Raw genomic sequence first — 16,648 nt, forward strand, 5'->3', positions numbered from 1 at the left:
GGCGTCCCGCCCGTCCTTTTTGGACGGGCGGGACGCCCATCCCACAATAACAATTAAAATTGTAAGTTATTTAATTCGCGATCCTTAGTAAATTGCCATTGCCGTGCGATTCGGCGGCTCGAACCTGTAAGCCTACTACTGTGCGGCAGGAAATTGAGGATACATTGCTGTTGCCGATCGCAAATATCAAAAAAAATGGTGACAAGTACGCGCGTGCGAAGCTATCCCGTAGGGAATCGCCCGCTCTAATTCCACTCGCTACCTACTCCGATATCAAGATACGATCGCCCCACAATTCGTCATTCAAAGCCAGGAAAGCGTCAAAGGATCTATCCACCTTTAAAAACTGGGAAAAACGGCAAAAAGCCCCCTTTTTTAGGGAGCTTAGCAACTTTCGTTATTGCTCAAAACAGCAATCCTACTGCGCCTTTAGCCATTACTTTTGAGGGGTTGCTACACCAACTTTGGGAATATCCACGATCGGTGCATTCACCCCAAGCATCAAATCGTTGGGATTAACCATCTCCACCAGAGGCTCGTTTAAAGCCATAATCAAACCGTCAGATTCAGCAGGAACAGGCGATCGAGCAAACTGAGGAGCAAACAATTGGCGGCCGCCACCGACACCAGACACCACCGCAACCAACAAAGCTGCGATCGCACCTCCACCCAAAATCCAAGTCCGTTTCGGCTTGCGTTCCACCCGTTGCAAAACCTTCGTCGCCAACTCCTCGGCAGATTGTTGTGCAGCAGGCACCGGCATTGCCTGAAAACTCTGCTGCATCATCAGCAGTCGCGAGTACAAACGCTTCGTAGTGGGGTCATTTGTCAGCCACTCCTCAACTTGCCGGCGTTCTGTCGCCGTCACTTCACCGTCGAGGTAGGCACTTAGCAATTCAAAGCGATCGCGCATCATAGTAGTTACATTGCCCTGGGCATAATTGTTGTTAACTTGATTTTGGGCGAGTGAATCCCCGACGCCTTGCTGATTTTGATTTTTATCGGATTCAAAGTTACCCTTCATATTTCACACTTGCTCTAATTGGGGAATCACGCACTCGCTATTAGAATGATTTACTGCTTATTTATATTTTAAAATAGAAGTTTTGATGTCACAGCAAACTTCATCAAATCTTCTTAACCCGCCTCTGAAATTACTCTTGCTAATTACCATCAAGATATTTTTGCAATTCCAACTGCAATCTTTGGCGAGCTCTAGCAATTCTCGACTTGACAGTTCCCAGAGAAACTCCGGTCATTTCGGCTATTTCCTCATAGGCTAAACCTTCTATTTCTCTCAAAACAATTGTTGTGCGGAATACTTCCGGCAAATCTGCGATCGCCACCCGCAACTGGTCGTAAAATTCTCTCGTCGTCAAATCTTCATCAGGCCCCGGACTGTCTGCCGGAATTTCCCAATCAACCTCGCCATCTTCCAGAGTACGAGGTACGTCCAGCGACAGAGGAGTTCGCACCCGCTTGCGCTTCCGCAACTCATCGTAAAACAAATTAGTGGCGATGCGGCTCAGCCAGCCCCGAAATTTAACAGGCTCTTGCAAGCGGTTAATATTGCGGTAGACCCGAATCCACACTTCCTGAGCCAAGTCTGCTCGGTCTTGCCAGTCAGGGGCCAAGTGATAGAGAACCCTGTCTACGTGGGACTGATACCGCTTCAACAGTTCTGAAAAGGCCGTGGTCTCAGGTCGATTTCCTTCCTGACACCGCAACACCAAGTCATAATTAGAGAGTTTTTCGGCTGGCAATTGCACTCTTTGAACGGTCGCCACAACCGCAGACCAGGACACGGAAATAAAGTCGCTCATCGGTGGAATTGGCTCATCGAACATTCCACACTTTTTGACGTTACGAGATCGTAACAAGTTCCCCTCTTCAATCTCAAATCTCAAATCGATTGACTAATGCCCGACAACCTCGCACGCTCCAATACTAACCCAACTGCTAGAACCGTCGGCCCAATGTTCCTTTTTCCAAATCGGTACATTGTGTTTGAGCGTATCTATGGCGTACTGGCAAGCTGCAAAGGCCGAGTCCCGGTGGGGACAGCCAACAGCCACCAGTACGCTGATTTCGCCTACCTGCAAGTGTCCGACGCGGTGGTGAATGGCGACCCGATTGACATCGGCCCACTGGCGGCGGATTTCAGTAGCAATTTGCTGGAATACTCTCACGGCCATCGGTTCGTAGGCTTGATATTCTAGGGAAACTACAGCTTGACCGTCAGTTTGGTTGCGGACTGTACCGCTCATCATTACCACCGCTCCGTTCGCGGGGTCATCTGCCAAAGCGTATATTTCCTCTACAGACAACGGCGCTAAGGTAATGGCGAAGCTGTCTGATTCATGGCGTTGAGGAATTGTGCCGATCGAAAGTGCAGCCAAGGAGTTCATTGCGAAAGAATTGGTGCTGGAGAAGTTAATTGATCTTGACACAAATCAAGTCGCGATGGATTTGTCTTGCATTCTTGTCGGGGACATAGGGCGACTAATCTTGAGACCCATCTTGTAGCACGGGTAAGAGCTCGACTCCATCGCCCCGAACTTCTGCACCAGTGCGATCGGCTACACTATGACTGACCAGAAGCAAATTAAGATCGTGCTTGAAGACGAGCCGGATGCTTGTTCGATCGAATTAACTGCCGATATTGCTGTAGCAATTCAATAAATCAGCACCAAAATAAGTAGTGTCATTCGCAACTCAGTACAAGCAATTTCCAACCCCAATCGATAACTTCGTTCCCTTTTGAATGAAACAGTTAAGTTTAATTGAGCCCGGAGTTCCGATCCGCGTCTGCAAAATTTTGAGCAGTCGATGTAAACTTTATTTATTTTTTTGTTCCGGAAAGCTACATCAATGACATGATATACCTGTGCAGGGTTCAGGAAAATTAGCCAATACTCGGCAAAAGCAAGACCTTAACGCCATTTTGTGGCTTTTATGAAACATAAGTTAATAATTTGGGCTGTTAATTGAGGTTTTGACCTGAGTCTGCACCAATAAAGGTTAACAACAATCACGAGGAAACTATGGAAGCACTAGCATTGAGCCACTCTTTTGTTGCTTATGAATCTCCAGAGTCCGAACTCCAAGTCAAGTCGTTAGACCAACTGGGCTTGAAAATTCCTAATTCTGCATGGATAGGCGTTGCAGGTATGGCAGTAGCCCTATCTGTTCTGAGTGTCGGTGGCGAAGCCCAGGCCGCAGGTTGCTACCGCAAACACTGTGGCCATCGCGCCCATCACGGTCATCACAACTACGCCAAAGTTGTCACCAATGGGGGCCGACTGAATATCCGCAACCGCCCCAGTAGCTGTTCTCATGTAATCGGCAAGTTATATCGTGGAGACCACGTAAAATTAACCGGTCGTTACAAAAACGGCTGGGCACAAGTCAAAGGTGGCGGCTGGGTATCTGCGTCCTGGCTTTCCTAACTCTTAACTAGAGCACTTGACATTTCTAGAAAGAGTTTTAATCGTTACCCGGCCATACTGGGTAACGATTATTGTAAAGAGGCGATCGATCCTGAAAATCATGGAATATCCGAAATTCATGACCACGAATTTCAAAGGTGGTATCAAGCCCCCGGATTTATCCGTGGAATCAATCCAAAATCGAAAATCCAAAATCCTCAAGAAAGAGCATTTATCTCGCGCAAGTCAATCGAAAATCCAAAATCCAAAATCTAAAATCGATTGACTAACAACTAACAGCCTAAACTTTACCGCCGCCGATTAGATAAAGTAATGCCATCCGCACCGCCACGCCGCTGGTAACTTGCTGAGAAATCAGGCTAAACTGGGCATCGTCCATCAAATCCGAACTAATTTCCACGCCGCGGTTAACTGGGCCTGGGTGCAACACCTTCACATCCGGCTTGCAGAGTTTCAGTCGATCGCGCGTAATCCCGTACAAAGAATGGTACTCTCGTAAACTAGGCAGCAAATGGTCGCTCATCCGTTCCTTTTGCAGCCGCAAAGTCATCACAAAATCAGCATCGGCCAAAGCAGGTTCAAGCTGCCAGTGCAAAAATAACTTGCCTTCCCTACCATCGCCACACTCAGCAAACAACAGCGGTAGCAAAGTCGGCGGCCCGGCCAAATGAACCTCTGCCCCAGAAGCCGTTAAACTCCAAATATTAGACCTAGCCACCCGCGAATGCAAGATATCGCCCACCACAGCAATTTTTTTGCCCGCTAAAAGTTCCAGCCGCGGATTTTCGTTATCTAACAGAACACAAATAGTAAATAAGTCTAGCAAACCTTGCGATGGGTGTTCGTGCTGGCCGTCTCCAGCATTGAGAACGCTGACTCTTGACCCCAAGCGATCCATTTCCGAAGCAATCGTGCTGGGAACTCCAGCTTGTTCGTGCCGGATTACCATCAAATCCGTTCCCATCGCCAGATAAGTCTTAGCCGTATCCAGAATAGTCTCCCCCTTCGTTAGAGAAGAACTTCCAGGGGTAAAATTCAGCGTATCCGCTGACAGCCGCTTCGCCGCCAACTCAAAACTATTGCGAGTCCGGGTAGAAGGTTCAAAAAACAAATTCGCGACCACTTGACCCTGCAGGGCCGGCACTTTCTTCGTGCGGCGGCCGAGCACATCCCGAAAACTGGCTGCTGTTTGCAGCACCGTATCGTATTCGTCCGAGGTAAAATCAGCCAGAGTGAGAATGTGTCGCCTTGTCCAAGTCATACAATTTTAGATTTTAGATTTTAGATTTTAGATTGAATCAATCAGGACGGACGATGGGTTTGGAACTTGCTGGTACGCCCGCTGTGCTGTCGCCTTTGAATGTTCGATCGACATTTAGGGGTGGCGATCAACAGTATCCAACAATTTTCGATCGCTTTTGCGGTCAGTAGAGTTATAATCGGTTTATGTAGTTCACATCCCACTCTCACAGCGAACCCAGCGTCGAAGGTGAAACAGGTGTGGTTTACCCGCAGGAAAGCGGAAATTACGCTGTAGCAGCGAAAGCGCAGTAGTTGCAGTTTCTCCTACGCAAACTCAGCCTTTTCCAGAACAAGCCGAGCGCAGCCCTTGCATCTACTACTATGTGGAAACAATTGAGGCGGCAAACCTTCCACTGCCGATCGACAGCATACAGTGCGACATTTCACAGATGATTAATTCTTTGAAGTCGGTCTTGACTATTCAGTCTTGCTTATAGGGCCTTGTCAAAACGAACAGTGTTGAGATACAAGTTGAATATGTAGCTTCCCGACTAAAATCTACACGTATCTTGGCTAGACTGTTCTTGGCGAAACTGCGATAAAGAGTGTGCGCTGGGAAGTGGTAATTACACAAGATTTAAACAATTCAAGAGGTATTATGAGCCAGAAGGTGATACAGCCGATGGTTAAGTTCCAGCGTCAGGTGCATTCTCTCGTCACGTCTGACATTATCAAGCCCACAGACAGTATTTGGAAAATTGCTCTGCTTTACGGCGACGAATGGCCGTACTGGAAACAGCAATTGCTAGAGTTTGATTTTTCTATGCAAGACCCCGTGAGCGAATTGATAGCTGTAGAAGCTTGGGACGAAGAATAACAGAGGAGACGGAGGACTGGGGTGTCGGAGAGAAATTTTGAGGCGATCGGGTAAATTTTCTTTCATAAATTTCCGTTGCTAAATTCTTCCCTCTTCCCTCGGACCTTTGCTCTGTTCCTAATGACTAATGACTTCTGACTTCTATTAAAGGGAAGCTGCTAAAGCTCGAGCTAATTGTTGAGCAGTTTGAAAGCGATCCCCAGGCTTAGCTGCGGTGGTTCGCAAAATGGTGTCCCGCAGCTTGGGGGCGATCGTCGGAATATTATCGAGCTTAAACCCGTAACCTCCCGGTATTTTCCCGTAAAAGTTTTGAGGGCTTTGGGCCGTTAGCAAAAAAATTAAAGTAGGCCCAATAGCATATAAATCCGACTGAGGGAGAGGCTGTCCCCGGTCTTGTTCTGGTGCGGTGTAGCCTTCAACGCCGATGCGAGTGCCCGGAGGAGTGCCGATTTCTTTAACGGCACCAAAATCCAGCACTGTAATGCAATTGTCGCGGTGGCGCACCAGCAAATTAGCAGGTTTAATATCCCGATGGACGATCGGGGGTTTTTGAGAGTGAATGTAGTCCAAAACCTCACAGGTTTGGATCATCCACTCTATTGCTTGTTGGGGAGCAACAGGGCCGCGGTTGTAGATGCGTTTTTCTAAATCCTCGCCGTGGAGCATTTCCATCACCAAGTATTTTTTACCCCCTTCCACAAAAAAGTCAAAAAACTGAGGAATTCCCCGATGGTGGAGGGCCTTGAGAGTTTTAGCTTCACGTTCAAACAGTTCTTGAGCTTTGGCGATTTGAGCCATATCAGCATTCATTTCCTTGAGGACTACCAGAGAAGCGGCGGGGGAACTTCCGGGTTGTTGAGCTTTCGCTTTCTCTCGATCCCAGGCTAAAGTCGTTGTCCCCATACCGCCTTGGCCCAAAGTTCTTAGCACTTGGTAGTGGCGCACCGTGCGATCGACTTTAATCGGTTCGCCGCAGTGGATGCAGAATAAATTCCCCTGCGGGTTTCCCGCATGGGTACATCTCGGTGCCACGAGATTGACGGTGGGGTTCGCCTTAATTTTGCCGCCGAGTTCAATAGTAATCACTTGGAAATGCAGAATTGGGCCGCCCCGCGCCAACTGGATCAGGGCACCGTCGGATATCCAACCCTGAGACATGAGAATACCGTTAACCAAAGTGCCATTTGTCCCCGAATTGACTAAGTACCACTGGCTGGATCTCCCGCTATTAACTCTTTGCAGTTCCAGATGCTGCCGCGACACTAGAGCATTGGGGATCACAACGTGATTTTCAGGAGAGCGGCCGATGCGAATAATGGATTCGCTCTGGAAACTCCACTGTTGCAGGGGGGTTTGTTTTTCTGGATCTAAAAGAGTCAGCAGCATTTTCGCTTGATGTGGTTGAACTCCCTAATGTGGCAGTGAGAGTTGGCGGGAATTTACAGATTAGGGGCGTAGGGCTTTGAAAAATTAGAAATTAAAAATTAATTATGAGCTTCACACGTTAGTTTTAGGAAAACTTTATAATATCCTGATTATGATTAAAGATTTCATAAACCATGAATTTATAAATAGTTTTTGGGGAACAATTATTCATAAAATTTGTGAGGGGTCGATCGCTCCTTAAAAAACAGTCGATCGATTTAACAATTGCCACAACAAAAACTAGGTAAACAATCGCTAAACTTTTACGTAAATTTGATGTAGCAGCAGATTGTGATGTCAGCCCCACATATATATGTAGAGAAGACACTTCCCACGTTGCCCCGATAGCGATCGAGTATAAAACAGATTTTGCATCAGCCCGCCTGCAGACTAACTTCATTTTAGTTTATTTTTTTTCATTAGACTAACTATTTTTGTAAGTGAAAGCTCTTTCAAGAATGATGAATCCACTTACTATCAAGCAACTTTATTCGGTAGATTTCCTGAACATAGTCTCAAAATTAAAGCTACTGATAAATGGTTGGTACTCCACAGCTTTTCTGCAATCTTATGGGTCTGCAATCAGTTTTTGAACACTCAAGCTGAAGCTGCTTTAACACCGGATACCTAGAAAACAGAGCGAGAAGTAAAGCTTTGCCCGGAAACGACAGAAGCTGTTTTTTTTCTATGCAACAATCGGAGGTTTAACCCAGGCAGTCACGGGGGAAAGCGCCACCTTTGGAAAAGTTGGCAGCATCCAAATTCTAAAATCGAAATGCGCCTACCTGCGCCCGAATGATAATTGCCGTGATATTGTCGTGACCGTTGCGTTTGTTGCCGAGTTCAATCAACTGGGCAACTCCCTGGTCGAGATCGGCTTGAGGATTGAACAGGGGTTCGAGAGTGTTCTGCCAGTGAGTTTCCAACAAATCATTATCTGTCAGGCCGTCGGAAGCCAAAATCAACAAAGTATCTTCGCACAAGTCTAAAAACTGCACCTCTGGCTTGAGAAAATTACTGTCTCGCGGGCCGATGGCTTGAGTTAGTTGATAGGCGTCGGGACGGGCATAAGCAGTTTCCGGGTCAACCCCGCGCTTAATTTCGCGCTGGCCTACTTCGTGGTCTGAGGTGATTTTTTCTAGGGTTTGTCCCTTTCTCAGTCGGTAGAGGCGGCTGTCGCCGACGTGGGCAACGGCGAATTGGGTGTCTTGAACTAAGACTGCGACTAGAGTTGTACCCATGCGGGCGCTGCCGGAGCGTCCGTCTTTTTGATTGATTTCAAAGATGGCTTTGTTGGCTAGCAGGACTCCCTCGCGGATGGTGTCTGCCGGAGGTAGTTGATTTTCCCAACGGGTTTGAAAGAATTCTCTGAGGGTTTCAGCCGCTAGTTGACTGGCTACTTCTCCGCTGTCGTGTCCGCCCATGCCGTCGCAGAGAATGTAAAGCCCTTTGGTTTGAAAAATGCGACCGAAGGAGCTTTCGAGTTTGTTTAGCTGAGTCCAGATGCTGAAGAAGTCTTCGTTGTGGTCGCGCGTGCGGCCAACATCGGTGAGGCCTGCGTCTTCTAAGCTATAAATCTGGAGTGGCATGGGCTGGGTTAAGACCTCGCCAACTTCGGGGGGGGACTCGTCGGGGCTGCGGTAATGCCTGCGCGTCGGGGTTGAGCTTGGTGAAGGTGCGGGTTGGAGTTCGAGGGGAACTGTTTCTAGGCGCGATCGCAATTCTTCGATTGTGTTAATCTCGCCTCTGTACATTTGTTGCAGCAGTTCGAGCAATGCGCCAAACTGAGTGCGATGATCGGACTGGCTAAATATCACCTGCCACAATTGCCCCAAATCTACCAGTTGCAGGTTGGAGCCGGCCGGTTCGGGATAGAGGTATTGCAGCCGCAAAGAAGCCAAAGAAAAGGAAGAGTCGGGGTTGACTCGCAAATTTGTCAGTTCCAACAAGCTTTGCCGACAGCGCCAGGGTTCTAGGGCAGCCCACAGTTCTGTCATTTCGTGCAGCCAGTATAAAATTTGCTGGGTGGAAGTTTCGGGTTGATTCCAGCGTTCTACCAGCGGCGGCCATTGGGAACAGTCTTCTAGCAGCAGCACTGCCTGTTCGTTGTCTGACCAGCTATCGTGAATGACTGGCAGGTTTTGAGAGAATTGCCACCGGAGTGCCAGATAAGGTTCAGCTATGCCTTGGCAAAGCTCTGCTAAGGCGGGATTGGTTGAATTTTCTCCGTCTTTGATTGCTGCGGTGTAGGGGGATGTTCGTCTGGCGACGCTGGCAGAGTTGGCTGCTAGCATGGCTTTGAGCGGTGACATTTCCAGCGGCTGACAGTCCAAGACTGTTACTGCTACTGTGTCTGAGCGTTTTCTCGGCGGCACGGTTTCTAGGAGTTGGTAGCGCTGCTGAGTGTCTAAATAAGCTCCTGCTGGCTGGGAAGGGATGACATATTCTGAATTGGGGATGGGGAATTCTGGAGATGGGGGGGAGATGTCAGCTATGTTTGGGCTGTCGGGGTTCTCGGTTGCTTCCGGGATTTGTTGAGGCTGTGGTGCGGTTGTAAAATGCTGCTCAGATGGGGTTATTTCGCGCTCTGGTGCTGTAGTAGAGCTTTTTTCGGTTGTTTGAAAGGATGCTGGTACGATCGCCCCCACGGCTACCACAGGGTCAATTTCTGTGCTGCTGAATTCGCCGTCGCTTGGCTGTGGAGAAGTTGATGCGACTGCTATTGGGGGTTCGGCTGGGGTGGTTATTTCGGTTTTAATGGCGTCTGTGATTGGTTCAGGAGAGTTTTGGCGCGATGCGATTTCTGGAACCCTCTCTGGTTTTTGGGGAAACTCGGCTGGGGGTAGGGTGGACTCGTCTGCCTCGACTGCTGGAAAATTCGATCGACCGCAGATAATCGCCCGCCACACTTGACCTGTTGCGACGCCGCAATTCTGACATAATGCGGCGCTAAAAGCGACTTGGGCACCGCATTCGTGGCAAGGTTTGTAAATTAGGGAATTTCCGCATTGTTGACAAAACTTGTTTGGATTGGGATTTTCAAATTGGCAGCGGGGACAGAGAAGCATAGGGGTTTTAAATTGGAGATGGGCGATCGAGTGAAAGCGGTGGGGAGTTTTGGGTTGTGGCCTGTGAGTTAGGAGTTATGAGTTTTGGGCCTGACTCGCAACGGATAACTCTCATTGCCCTATGCCTTATTTTATCGGGATGAATTCAGAAGTAAGATATTTCTTAGAACTGAGATGTTGCATCGGTGTCAGGAATAGGCTTCTTAAGCCACATCTACAACAACCTCTCTCGCTTCAGGGCCCCAAACGCCAGCCCCACCGGCGGTAACAGCGTGCGGGCCCGACAATAAAAGTTATCTCATGAGTGGAACGGGCCGAAGAGCCCGTTCTTAACAATGGTGCAATATGTCAGTCAGAACTCATGTGTTGCACCATTCTCAATTACTTGTTTAGGAACAGGCAAGATGCCTGTTCCACAAGAAAATTCCTTCTTTGTGGAACAGGCATCTTGCCTGTTCTTGACAATAGTCCAATATCTCAGTTAGAAGAGAATTGCTGTAGAATCTTCTTGGAAAACGGTTTCTCGGGCGATCGACACAATGGTGGAAAGGGGTACTTCACAGAAATATTTCCGCCGGAATTGTTCTTCGGATACTGCTGCTAGGAATTGCGCTGCAAAACGGGCGGCGATGGGGGAATTTGGCACTGAGGATTGGATGGATTGGCTATGTAATAACTGTTGGGGGATTTGCTTTGGCGCGTCTTCCTGCTGTGCGGTTTCGGGTTGTCTGGTGATGTGGAAAGCTCGATCGCGATAATTGATTTTAAAACCGAGATATGTTAGGGTTTTGAACCCTAGTTGCAAGGATGTGTCGCTGATGCCGAGTTTCTGGCGGAGTTGCTGTCTGGTGACGGGTTTTTTGGTGCGGCTGAGGTATTTGGCGATGCCGATTAGCTGTTGGCAGATTTGCTGTGGGGGTACGAGTGGGGGTAATGTGTAGGCGATCGCGAGTTTTTTCTGAGTTTGCTGTGCTTGGCGAAACCAGATCCGCAGTTCGTCCCAGCTTGCGGGGCATTCTTTGAGGACGATCGAGTTGTCGCGATCGACCTTTTGGGAATTGTAAACTAGATTGTCGATCGGCATTGGAGATTCTAAGTTTGTGCTGGCTGCTAACAACTCTTCATCATTATTTGTATTGCGCCAGTCTACGATCCAATCTATTTTAGTTGGGGAATTGATTTGATTGTCTTCCGTGCGTTCCCGCACTGCTATGAGACGCACTTCATACCGAGATTTGTAAGTATTAAAATCGAGTTCAACGGTGACATCGCAGCGGCCTTGGGGAACTTCGTTTTGATTGTGTCCCCACCAAATGCCGGGAAATCCCGTATCGGTAGATTCATCCCTAATTGTAAATTCTGTTTTAAGATATTCTACTTTTTGCCCTTTCAAATCCTTGATTTTTTGATTCCATAGATTTTCAAACCAGCAGTTTTCAATCAGCAATTTGGGTGCGGGGTTGCCCATACCGCACGGTTCGAGCAATTTTAGTTCTTGAAATAAGTCTTTGCCTAATTCGGAGACAGTAATTTTTAGGTCTGCTTGAACGGGGGCGGCTGTTAAACTATCGGTGCTGTATTGTTGTCGCAGTTGCTGATTTACCGCATCGGTAAATAGGGGGATATTTTCCACAGGGAGACTCAATCCTGCCGCGAAGGGATGACCACCAAATCTGTCCAATAAATGCGCTTGGTCTTTGACTAATTGGTAAAGGTCAATTTGATTGGCAGAACGGGCGGAACCCCTAGCTATTTTAGATTTTGGATTTTGGATTTTGGATTGGGGGAGTGTTGGTAATTCTGGGTTTAAGGAATCGATAAATTGTGTTTCCGGGGAATTTTCGTTAATTTGTTCGCTTCCTTCTGTGCTGAATAAAATCACGGGGCGGCCGTATTCTTGGGCGATTTGTCCCGCTACTAATCCTAATACTCCTACGGGCCATTGGGGGTCGCTGAGGACGATGACGCTAGTAGTTGAGAGGTCGAGTTTGGCTAGTTTGTTGGCGGCATCTTTGGCAACATCTTTTTGTAAAGATTTGCGCCGGGAGTTGGCAATTTCGGTTAAATTTGCTAGTTCTTCGCAGCGTTTTTTGTCGCGGCTGGTGAGGAGTTCTACGCAGAAGCTGGCGTCACCTTGAATGCGGCTGACGGCGTTGATTCGGGGGCCGAGTCCGAAGGAAATGTCGGTTGGGCGATCGCCCGATCTTTTGCACAGTTCGAGCAATTTTGCAACTCCTGGGCGGGTGGGATTTGTGAGTTGTTTTTGCAGTTGTTCGATTCCGAGTTGTGCTAGGTAGCGGCAGTCTCCTGTGAGTTGGACTAAATCGGCAATTAAGCCGATCGCTACTAATTCTAATAAATCTGCGATCGGGCGCTGCGGAATATCCGGTAATGTGTGATATAATGCTTCAATTAATTTGTAAGCTACTCCCACTCCTGAAAGGTTAAATAGTTGGTGGTTTGGGGGAAAGTAGCGGGGATTGATAATGGCTGTAGCTGGCGGGCGATCGTCTGGTAATGTATGATGGTCGGTAATAATTGTATCGATGTTTAAGCTAGTCGCATATTCGATTTCAGCGATGTTTGTACTGCCGGTATCGCAGGTAATAATTAAGCTAATTCCCGCTTTGGCTAAGGCATCTATTCCTGCAATATTGAGTCCGTGAGATTCGGTTAAGCGGTTGGGAATGTAATAAGTTAGTTGGTCGTTTTGAGTAAAAAATTCTCCCAGTCCATCCCACAAAACGGAGGTTGAGGTAATGCCGTCGGCGTCGAAGTCTCCCCAAATTGCGACTTTTTCTGCGCTGTTTCGTGCTTGCTGGATTCTTTCTATCGCCCAGTTCATTTCTAGTCCGAATTCAAAGGGACTTGCTGGTTGGTAAAGTTTGGGATTTAAAAAACCGGGTATTTGTTCTGGGTTGTGAATTCCTCTATACCAGAGAAGTGCGGCGGCATAGTTTCCGGGGAGTTCTGGTGCGTGGTTCCTGACAGCTTGGATCAGCCAAGCTGGGGGTTGGGATAGGGGTTGAGTTGGCAAATTTTGAAGTATTTCTGTCATAAGTTATTTCATTAATTCCTGTAGGGGCGGGTTCACCAACAATCTTTCATTCACATCCACAATATCTATAAACCCGCCCCCACCGGGCGACTAATAGTTGCATAGTACAAGATTTGAATTAAATAAATATTTCATCGATTATAGCAAGATTTGGTAGCCAATCTGTAGGAGTTTCTGCGAGAAGATCGGGTGAGGTAATTTTTGTGTCGGTTGTGCGGTTGCAGCGAGTGGCAAATTGACAGGAATCGCAAAGATTGGAACTAATTTCTACTTGGGGTAAGAATTCGCCGCCTTCGGTATAGCGCTGTCGCCAGTCGGTTAGCTGCTGCAAGAGGTTGGTTAAATCTTGTTTTGTGCGATCGTGTTCTGTTTGGTTGTAATAAAATGTGAGTTTTTGCGGCGGTTCTTCTCCTTGCAATTGTACGAACCAATATGTCATGGAAACTTGTTCGGGGGAATAGTCGCTGGTTTCTACTAGAACATATAAATAGAGGCGAGTTTGCCAACTTTCAGCTATCCATTTTGACTTTTGAGGGCGGGGATAGGTTTTCCAGTCGAGAATTTGGGCGGCGTTTGGTTCGGCTATTAGCAAGTCATAGATAACGGTGAATAGGTAGTCTTGGAAAATTAGGGTGCGGGGGTGTTCGGCTTGGCGGAAAATTCTATCGCTATTTTCTGAATTGGCGAAAAGTTCGGGTGCGGTGTTGATAAATGCTGCCACACAGCGTCCCAGTTCGGGGTCTTGTTGGATGATGAATTCAATGGGAAGTCCGAGTTCTCGCTGCTGCATTAATAGGTGAAAGTGGCTTCCCCATGTGAGTTTTTCTTTGTGTTCTGGGGATGCGGTGGTGGCTAGGAGTTCGAGGTAGCTATGTTGGAATTTGCGGGGGCATTCTTCGAGGATTTTGAGTTGGGTTTGGGAGAGTCGGAGCATTTTTATTTAAGGATATTCATATTGTTTGTTGCTGCTGCTTGTAGTTAGAATCTTCGTCGCAGTCAATAGTACCGAACAATTCCAATACTTTCAGTTGTTTTCTCATTGCAGCTTTAACAGCAGGATGAATCAATTCTTCAGGAATTCGATTGCGCTCAATATAAGTATTTATTTCTTCTTGGTTATCCAAATAAAAGCTCAGCGCGTCAAAAATTTGAGCTAATTTCAGGTGAGGTAAGTGCATGGGGATTTCTTCAGGAGTAATACCCAAACGCCACAATTCAACGATCGCCCGAACGGAAGTCCTGGTTCCTGCGATAATTGGTTCGCTTTGCAAGATTTCAGGGTGACGTGCGACATAACGCGAAACAGATTGTAGATTCATGGCAGATTAACAGGGCAGATATATTTTTATTATATGTTATGATTGAGGCTATAAGTGTGTAAAAAATTAAGGGCGATTCTCTACGGGATAGCTATGCTTCACGCATTTTTCGCTAACTTCTCTACAACTTCCCAATTTGTTGAGCAAACCACATCGCCGCCGTCCCATTTCCCTCACCCAAAAGTTTTAAAGTCTCCGAGAGTAAAGCAATTGGCAATCCCTCAAGAGCACCGGAAATTTCGCATTCTTGATATTTCCCGTTTTCCTGCAAGCGAAATGCCAAAACTCTCTCACCCTTAATATCTACTACCCAATACTCAGGAATTCCCAGCGCAGCATACAACCGCTTTTTTTCATCTAAATCGCTGGCCAAAGTAGTATCGGAAGTTTCTATAACTAAATCGGGGATTCGCGATTTATTCAGATTGACTCGGCGCGGTTCACCTTTTTGCCACTGGATGAATTCTCCGCCGACATATAAAATGCGATCGGGCGCACCTCCTCCCACCTTTGGCTTCTCAATTACACATCCACCCAAATCATCGAAAGCTTGTCCTCCTTTGCTGACAAACCAAAATCCAAACACCAGAGTCAAGAGGTTGTTAAATCTGGCGTGATTAATTCCTTCATTACCCATGTCTATCCAAAGATATCCTTCATAAAAAAATATTCTGGCTTCCTCCAAAGATGGATCTTCGCAAGCCGCTACATAATCTTCCCACGTCGCGGCTTGCCATTGGGGAATTTCACCCACTTGAGACACGATGAATTTTGGAGTTGTATAAGTCATGATTCAAAAGCAAATTGAGGATATTTTTATCCTAACTGAAGTTGATATTTATCTGCTGGATGCCCAGAAACCGGGTTTTTGCGAAAATACTCGTTACAGCCCGCAAAAACCGCAAAAAACCCGGTTTCTTTGATTTTGATGCGGTGTTTATCGAATTGCTGTGGGCGCCGCAATTGGTACTTCTAAGTCTGGTTGCAAGTCAAAGACTACGACAAGTGTTGCTTGAGGCATGAGTTGACGCAGACACAGCAAGTGCCCGTCAGCATCCGATCGACTGCGAAATCGCCCCACAATCGCCCGCTGCATACTGGGCATGAGTTTGGCAATCGCCCAAGGGTAAAGGCGTTTTTGGTACGCGATCGCACTAGGATTCGCTGCGAATCCCTGTTGATAACCGTTTTGTGGCATAATCGTGTTGTATTCGTAAGGAGTACACAAAAGGCGTTAGTAAGTTTCTTCGCGGGAATGTACTAACGCCTTTTCCATTAAAATTCAAGCACATATCACAAGAATTGTCAATTGTCAATTCTTAACGCTAAGTTTTAACGGTTATCCTATCTGAAGCTTTTATCGGCTATGGATTTGAGGGTTTTAGTAAGTGTTGAATTGTTTGCAAAAGTGATATATTTTTGATTGTTAACCGCAAATGAACGCGGATAAACGCGGATGAAGGAAAGATAAATTTAGTATGAGTTAAGGGGCGATCGCACTTAATCACACATCACACATCACAAAATCACTCTTTTGTCAATACAAAAACACTGTCTTTATTCCCCCGTCCAATCCGCAAATCTTTATCCAAATAAGTGACATCCAGCCATCCCTGCTGTTCGCGAGTATCCAGCCCGAAATCTACAGCAGCGAACTTTTTACCCGACTCAATCTCATCGATAAACTTCCCCGGATATTCATAGCCAATCAACCTGCTTAAACCTACTATAGACCGCTCAAACTTCACCTGCACTCGCCGTTCGGAAGTTGGCTCAAATCTTGCTGCTACACTGACAATTCCTTCCAAATAAGGCAAGCCGTAAAGTTCGCCAATGTTGTAAATTTTAGATTCTTTGACGCGGATAGATTGATAAATTTGACCCAATTTCACCAAGGGAAAACTGTCGAGATTCAGCAGTTCGCGGCTGGTGGTGTACAATAACCGCCAATCACCATTTAAAAGCTCTCCGGCTTCGACAGGGCGTGGTGTGGGGTTGTAATCTTCCAATTGGGCGATCGCACTTAAAATCGCTTGCTTGTCGCTAGCCGTAGCCAGCAAACCGCGATTCTTACCAGCAATTATCTCTAAGAGTGCAGATTTTCTAAGCATGATTTTTTAAGAAGGAAGAACACGGATTTTGACACGAATACACGGATTAATTATCGAAGGTGAGGCAAAAGTCAGACCGCTCTTTTCTTCTGTCTCAAG

The 16,648-nt window shown here is 47.0% G+C and carries 16 protein-coding genes; 4 read left to right on the plus strand and 12 right to left on the minus strand.

Annotation, left to right across the window (positions count from 1 at the left end):
- Nucleotides 1-436: 436 nt before the first annotated feature.
- The 3 genes from QUA88_RS20280 to QUA88_RS20290 all read right to left on the minus strand — a co-directional run bounded on the left by QUA88_RS20280 (nucleotide 437) and on the right by QUA88_RS20290 (nucleotide 2,408).
- Nucleotides 437-1,024, minus strand: a complete 588-nt coding sequence (locus QUA88_RS20280; protein WP_333273469.1) for a zf-HC2 domain-containing protein — start codon at nucleotides 1,022-1,024, stop codon at nucleotides 437-439.
- 139 nt (nucleotides 1,025-1,163) lie between these two features.
- The gene (locus tag QUA88_RS20285; RefSeq protein WP_041622468.1) at nucleotides 1,164-1,823 is read right to left on the minus strand and encodes a sigma-70 family RNA polymerase sigma factor; all 660 of its coding nucleotides are present in this window, start codon (nucleotides 1,821-1,823) and stop codon (nucleotides 1,164-1,166) included.
- A gap of 93 nt (nucleotides 1,824-1,916) precedes the next feature.
- Complete coding sequence (locus QUA88_RS20290) at nucleotides 1,917-2,408, minus strand: molybdenum cofactor biosynthesis protein MoaE (protein WP_333055327.1); 492 nt, start codon at nucleotides 2,406-2,408, stop codon at nucleotides 1,917-1,919.
- Nucleotides 2,409-3,044: 636 nt separating this feature from the next.
- On the opposite strand from QUA88_RS20290, the gene QUA88_RS20295 reads away from it, so the two are divergent.
- A complete protein-coding gene (locus tag QUA88_RS20295) occupies nucleotides 3,045-3,449 on the plus strand; it encodes an SH3 domain-containing protein (RefSeq protein WP_333055329.1) in 405 nt (134 codons plus the stop codon).
- A gap of 280 nt (nucleotides 3,450-3,729) precedes the next feature.
- Here the strand turns inward: QUA88_RS20295 and QUA88_RS20300 are convergent, their stop codons facing one another.
- The gene (locus tag QUA88_RS20300; RefSeq protein ID WP_333055331.1) at nucleotides 3,730-4,710 is read right to left on the minus strand and encodes an aspartate carbamoyltransferase catalytic subunit; all 981 of its coding nucleotides are present in this window, start codon (nucleotides 4,708-4,710) and stop codon (nucleotides 3,730-3,732) included.
- 32 nt (nucleotides 4,711-4,742) lie between these two features.
- Here QUA88_RS20300 and QUA88_RS20305 point away from each other — a divergent pair, with 32 nt between their 5' ends.
- Both QUA88_RS20305 and QUA88_RS20310 read left to right on the plus strand, forming a co-directional pair.
- Entirely contained in the window at nucleotides 4,743-4,880 is a 138-nt protein-coding gene (locus QUA88_RS20305) for a hypothetical protein (RefSeq protein ID WP_333055332.1), read from the plus strand.
- Between the two features lie 469 nt (nucleotides 4,881-5,349).
- Nucleotides 5,350-5,568 carry a DUF4327 family protein gene (locus QUA88_RS20310; RefSeq protein WP_193973492.1) on the plus strand — a complete coding sequence of 73 codons (219 nt, stop codon included), beginning with the start codon at nucleotides 5,350-5,352 and terminating at the stop codon, nucleotides 5,566-5,568.
- Between the two features lie 144 nt (nucleotides 5,569-5,712).
- Here QUA88_RS20310 and QUA88_RS20315 read toward each other — a convergent pair whose 3' ends face one another.
- From QUA88_RS20315 to QUA88_RS20340, 6 genes are all read right to left on the minus strand, one after another.
- Nucleotides 5,713-6,954: a protein kinase domain-containing protein gene (locus tag QUA88_RS20315; protein ID WP_333055333.1), complete on the minus strand. Its 1,242-nt coding sequence runs from the start codon at nucleotides 6,952-6,954 to the stop codon at nucleotides 5,713-5,715.
- 803 nt (nucleotides 6,955-7,757) lie between these two features.
- Nucleotides 7,758-10,061 (minus strand): serine/threonine phosphatase, encoded by a 2,304-nt coding sequence (locus QUA88_RS20320; protein WP_333259968.1) that lies wholly within the window; start codon nucleotides 10,059-10,061, stop codon nucleotides 7,758-7,760.
- A 481-nt stretch (nucleotides 10,062-10,542) separates the two neighbouring features.
- Entirely contained in the window at nucleotides 10,543-13,119 is a 2,577-nt protein-coding gene (locus tag QUA88_RS20325) for a DHH family phosphoesterase (RefSeq protein WP_333273474.1), read from the minus strand.
- A 118-nt stretch (nucleotides 13,120-13,237) separates the two neighbouring features.
- The gene (locus QUA88_RS20330; RefSeq protein ID WP_333055337.1) at nucleotides 13,238-14,053 is read right to left on the minus strand and encodes a PD-(D/E)XK nuclease family protein; all 816 of its coding nucleotides are present in this window, start codon (nucleotides 14,051-14,053) and stop codon (nucleotides 13,238-13,240) included.
- A gap of 16 nt (nucleotides 14,054-14,069) precedes the next feature.
- Entirely contained in the window at nucleotides 14,070-14,438 is a 369-nt protein-coding gene (locus tag QUA88_RS20335; protein WP_445243032.1) for a DUF433 domain-containing protein, read from the minus strand.
- Between the two features lie 121 nt (nucleotides 14,439-14,559).
- The gene (locus QUA88_RS20340) at nucleotides 14,560-15,228 is read right to left on the minus strand and encodes a Uma2 family endonuclease (RefSeq protein WP_333055339.1); all 669 of its coding nucleotides are present in this window, start codon (nucleotides 15,226-15,228) and stop codon (nucleotides 14,560-14,562) included.
- Between QUA88_RS20340 and QUA88_RS20345 the strand changes: the two genes are divergently transcribed.
- Entirely contained in the window at nucleotides 15,227-15,361 is a 135-nt protein-coding gene (locus QUA88_RS20345; RefSeq protein WP_333055341.1) for a hypothetical protein, read from the plus strand. The two genes, QUA88_RS20340 and QUA88_RS20345, sit on opposite strands and share 2 nt — an antisense overlap.
- A gap of 14 nt (nucleotides 15,362-15,375) precedes the next feature.
- Here the strand turns inward: QUA88_RS20345 and QUA88_RS20350 are convergent, their stop codons facing one another.
- A complete protein-coding gene (locus QUA88_RS20350) occupies nucleotides 15,376-15,636 on the minus strand; it encodes a hypothetical protein (protein ID WP_333055342.1) in 261 nt (86 codons plus the stop codon).
- Between the two features lie 328 nt (nucleotides 15,637-15,964).
- Complete coding sequence (locus QUA88_RS20355) at nucleotides 15,965-16,549, minus strand: PAP/fibrillin family protein (RefSeq protein ID WP_333273478.1); 585 nt, start codon at nucleotides 16,547-16,549, stop codon at nucleotides 15,965-15,967.
- Nucleotides 16,550-16,648: the final 99 nt, after the last annotated feature.

The organism is Microcoleus sp. D3_18_C2, assembly GCF_036702395.1.
Taxonomy (GTDB): domain Bacteria; phylum Cyanobacteriota; class Cyanobacteriia; order Cyanobacteriales; family Microcoleaceae; genus Microcoleus.

Bases quoted from the DNA above. Each gene is read 5' to 3' on its own strand.
- QUA88_RS20300 (WP_333055331.1), bottom strand. From the start codon at position 4,710: ATGACTTGGACAAGGCGACACATTCTCACTCTGGCTGATTTTACCTCG.
- QUA88_RS20320 (WP_333259968.1), bottom strand. From the start codon at position 10,061: ATGCTTCTCTGTCCCCGCTGCCAATTTGAAAATCCCAATCCAAACAAG.
- QUA88_RS20290 (WP_333055327.1), bottom strand. From the start codon at position 2,408: ATGAACTCCTTGGCTGCACTTTCGATCGGCACAATTCCTCAACGCCAT.
- QUA88_RS20335 (WP_445243032.1), bottom strand. From the start codon at position 14,438: ATGAATCTACAATCTGTTTCGCGTTATGTCGCACGTCACCCTGAAATC.
- QUA88_RS20330 (WP_333055337.1), bottom strand. From the start codon at position 14,053: ATGCTCCGACTCTCCCAAACCCAACTCAAAATCCTCGAAGAATGCCCC.
- QUA88_RS20315 (WP_333055333.1), bottom strand. From the start codon at position 6,954: ATGCTGCTGACTCTTTTAGATCCAGAAAAACAAACCCCCCTGCAACAG.
- QUA88_RS20285 (WP_041622468.1), bottom strand. From the start codon at position 1,823: ATGAGCGACTTTATTTCCGTGTCCTGGTCTGCGGTTGTGGCGACCGTT.
- QUA88_RS20355 (WP_333273478.1), bottom strand. From the start codon at position 16,549: ATGCTTAGAAAATCTGCACTCTTAGAGATAATTGCTGGTAAGAATCGC.
- QUA88_RS20340 (WP_333055339.1), bottom strand. From the start codon at position 15,228: ATGACTTATACAACTCCAAAATTCATCGTGTCTCAAGTGGGTGAAATT.
- QUA88_RS20280 (WP_333273469.1), bottom strand. From the start codon at position 1,024: ATGAAGGGTAACTTTGAATCCGATAAAAATCAAAATCAGCAAGGCGTC.
- QUA88_RS20325 (WP_333273474.1), bottom strand. From the start codon at position 13,119: ATGACAGAAATACTTCAAAATTTGCCAACTCAACCCCTATCCCAACCC.
- QUA88_RS20310 (WP_193973492.1), top strand. From the start codon at position 5,350: ATGAGCCAGAAGGTGATACAGCCGATGGTTAAGTTCCAGCGTCAGGTG.
- QUA88_RS20295 (WP_333055329.1), top strand. From the start codon at position 3,045: ATGGAAGCACTAGCATTGAGCCACTCTTTTGTTGCTTATGAATCTCCA.
- QUA88_RS20350 (WP_333055342.1), bottom strand. From the start codon at position 15,636: ATGCCACAAAACGGTTATCAACAGGGATTCGCAGCGAATCCTAGTGCG.
- QUA88_RS20345 (WP_333055341.1), top strand. From the start codon at position 15,227: ATGATTCAAAAGCAAATTGAGGATATTTTTATCCTAACTGAAGTTGAT.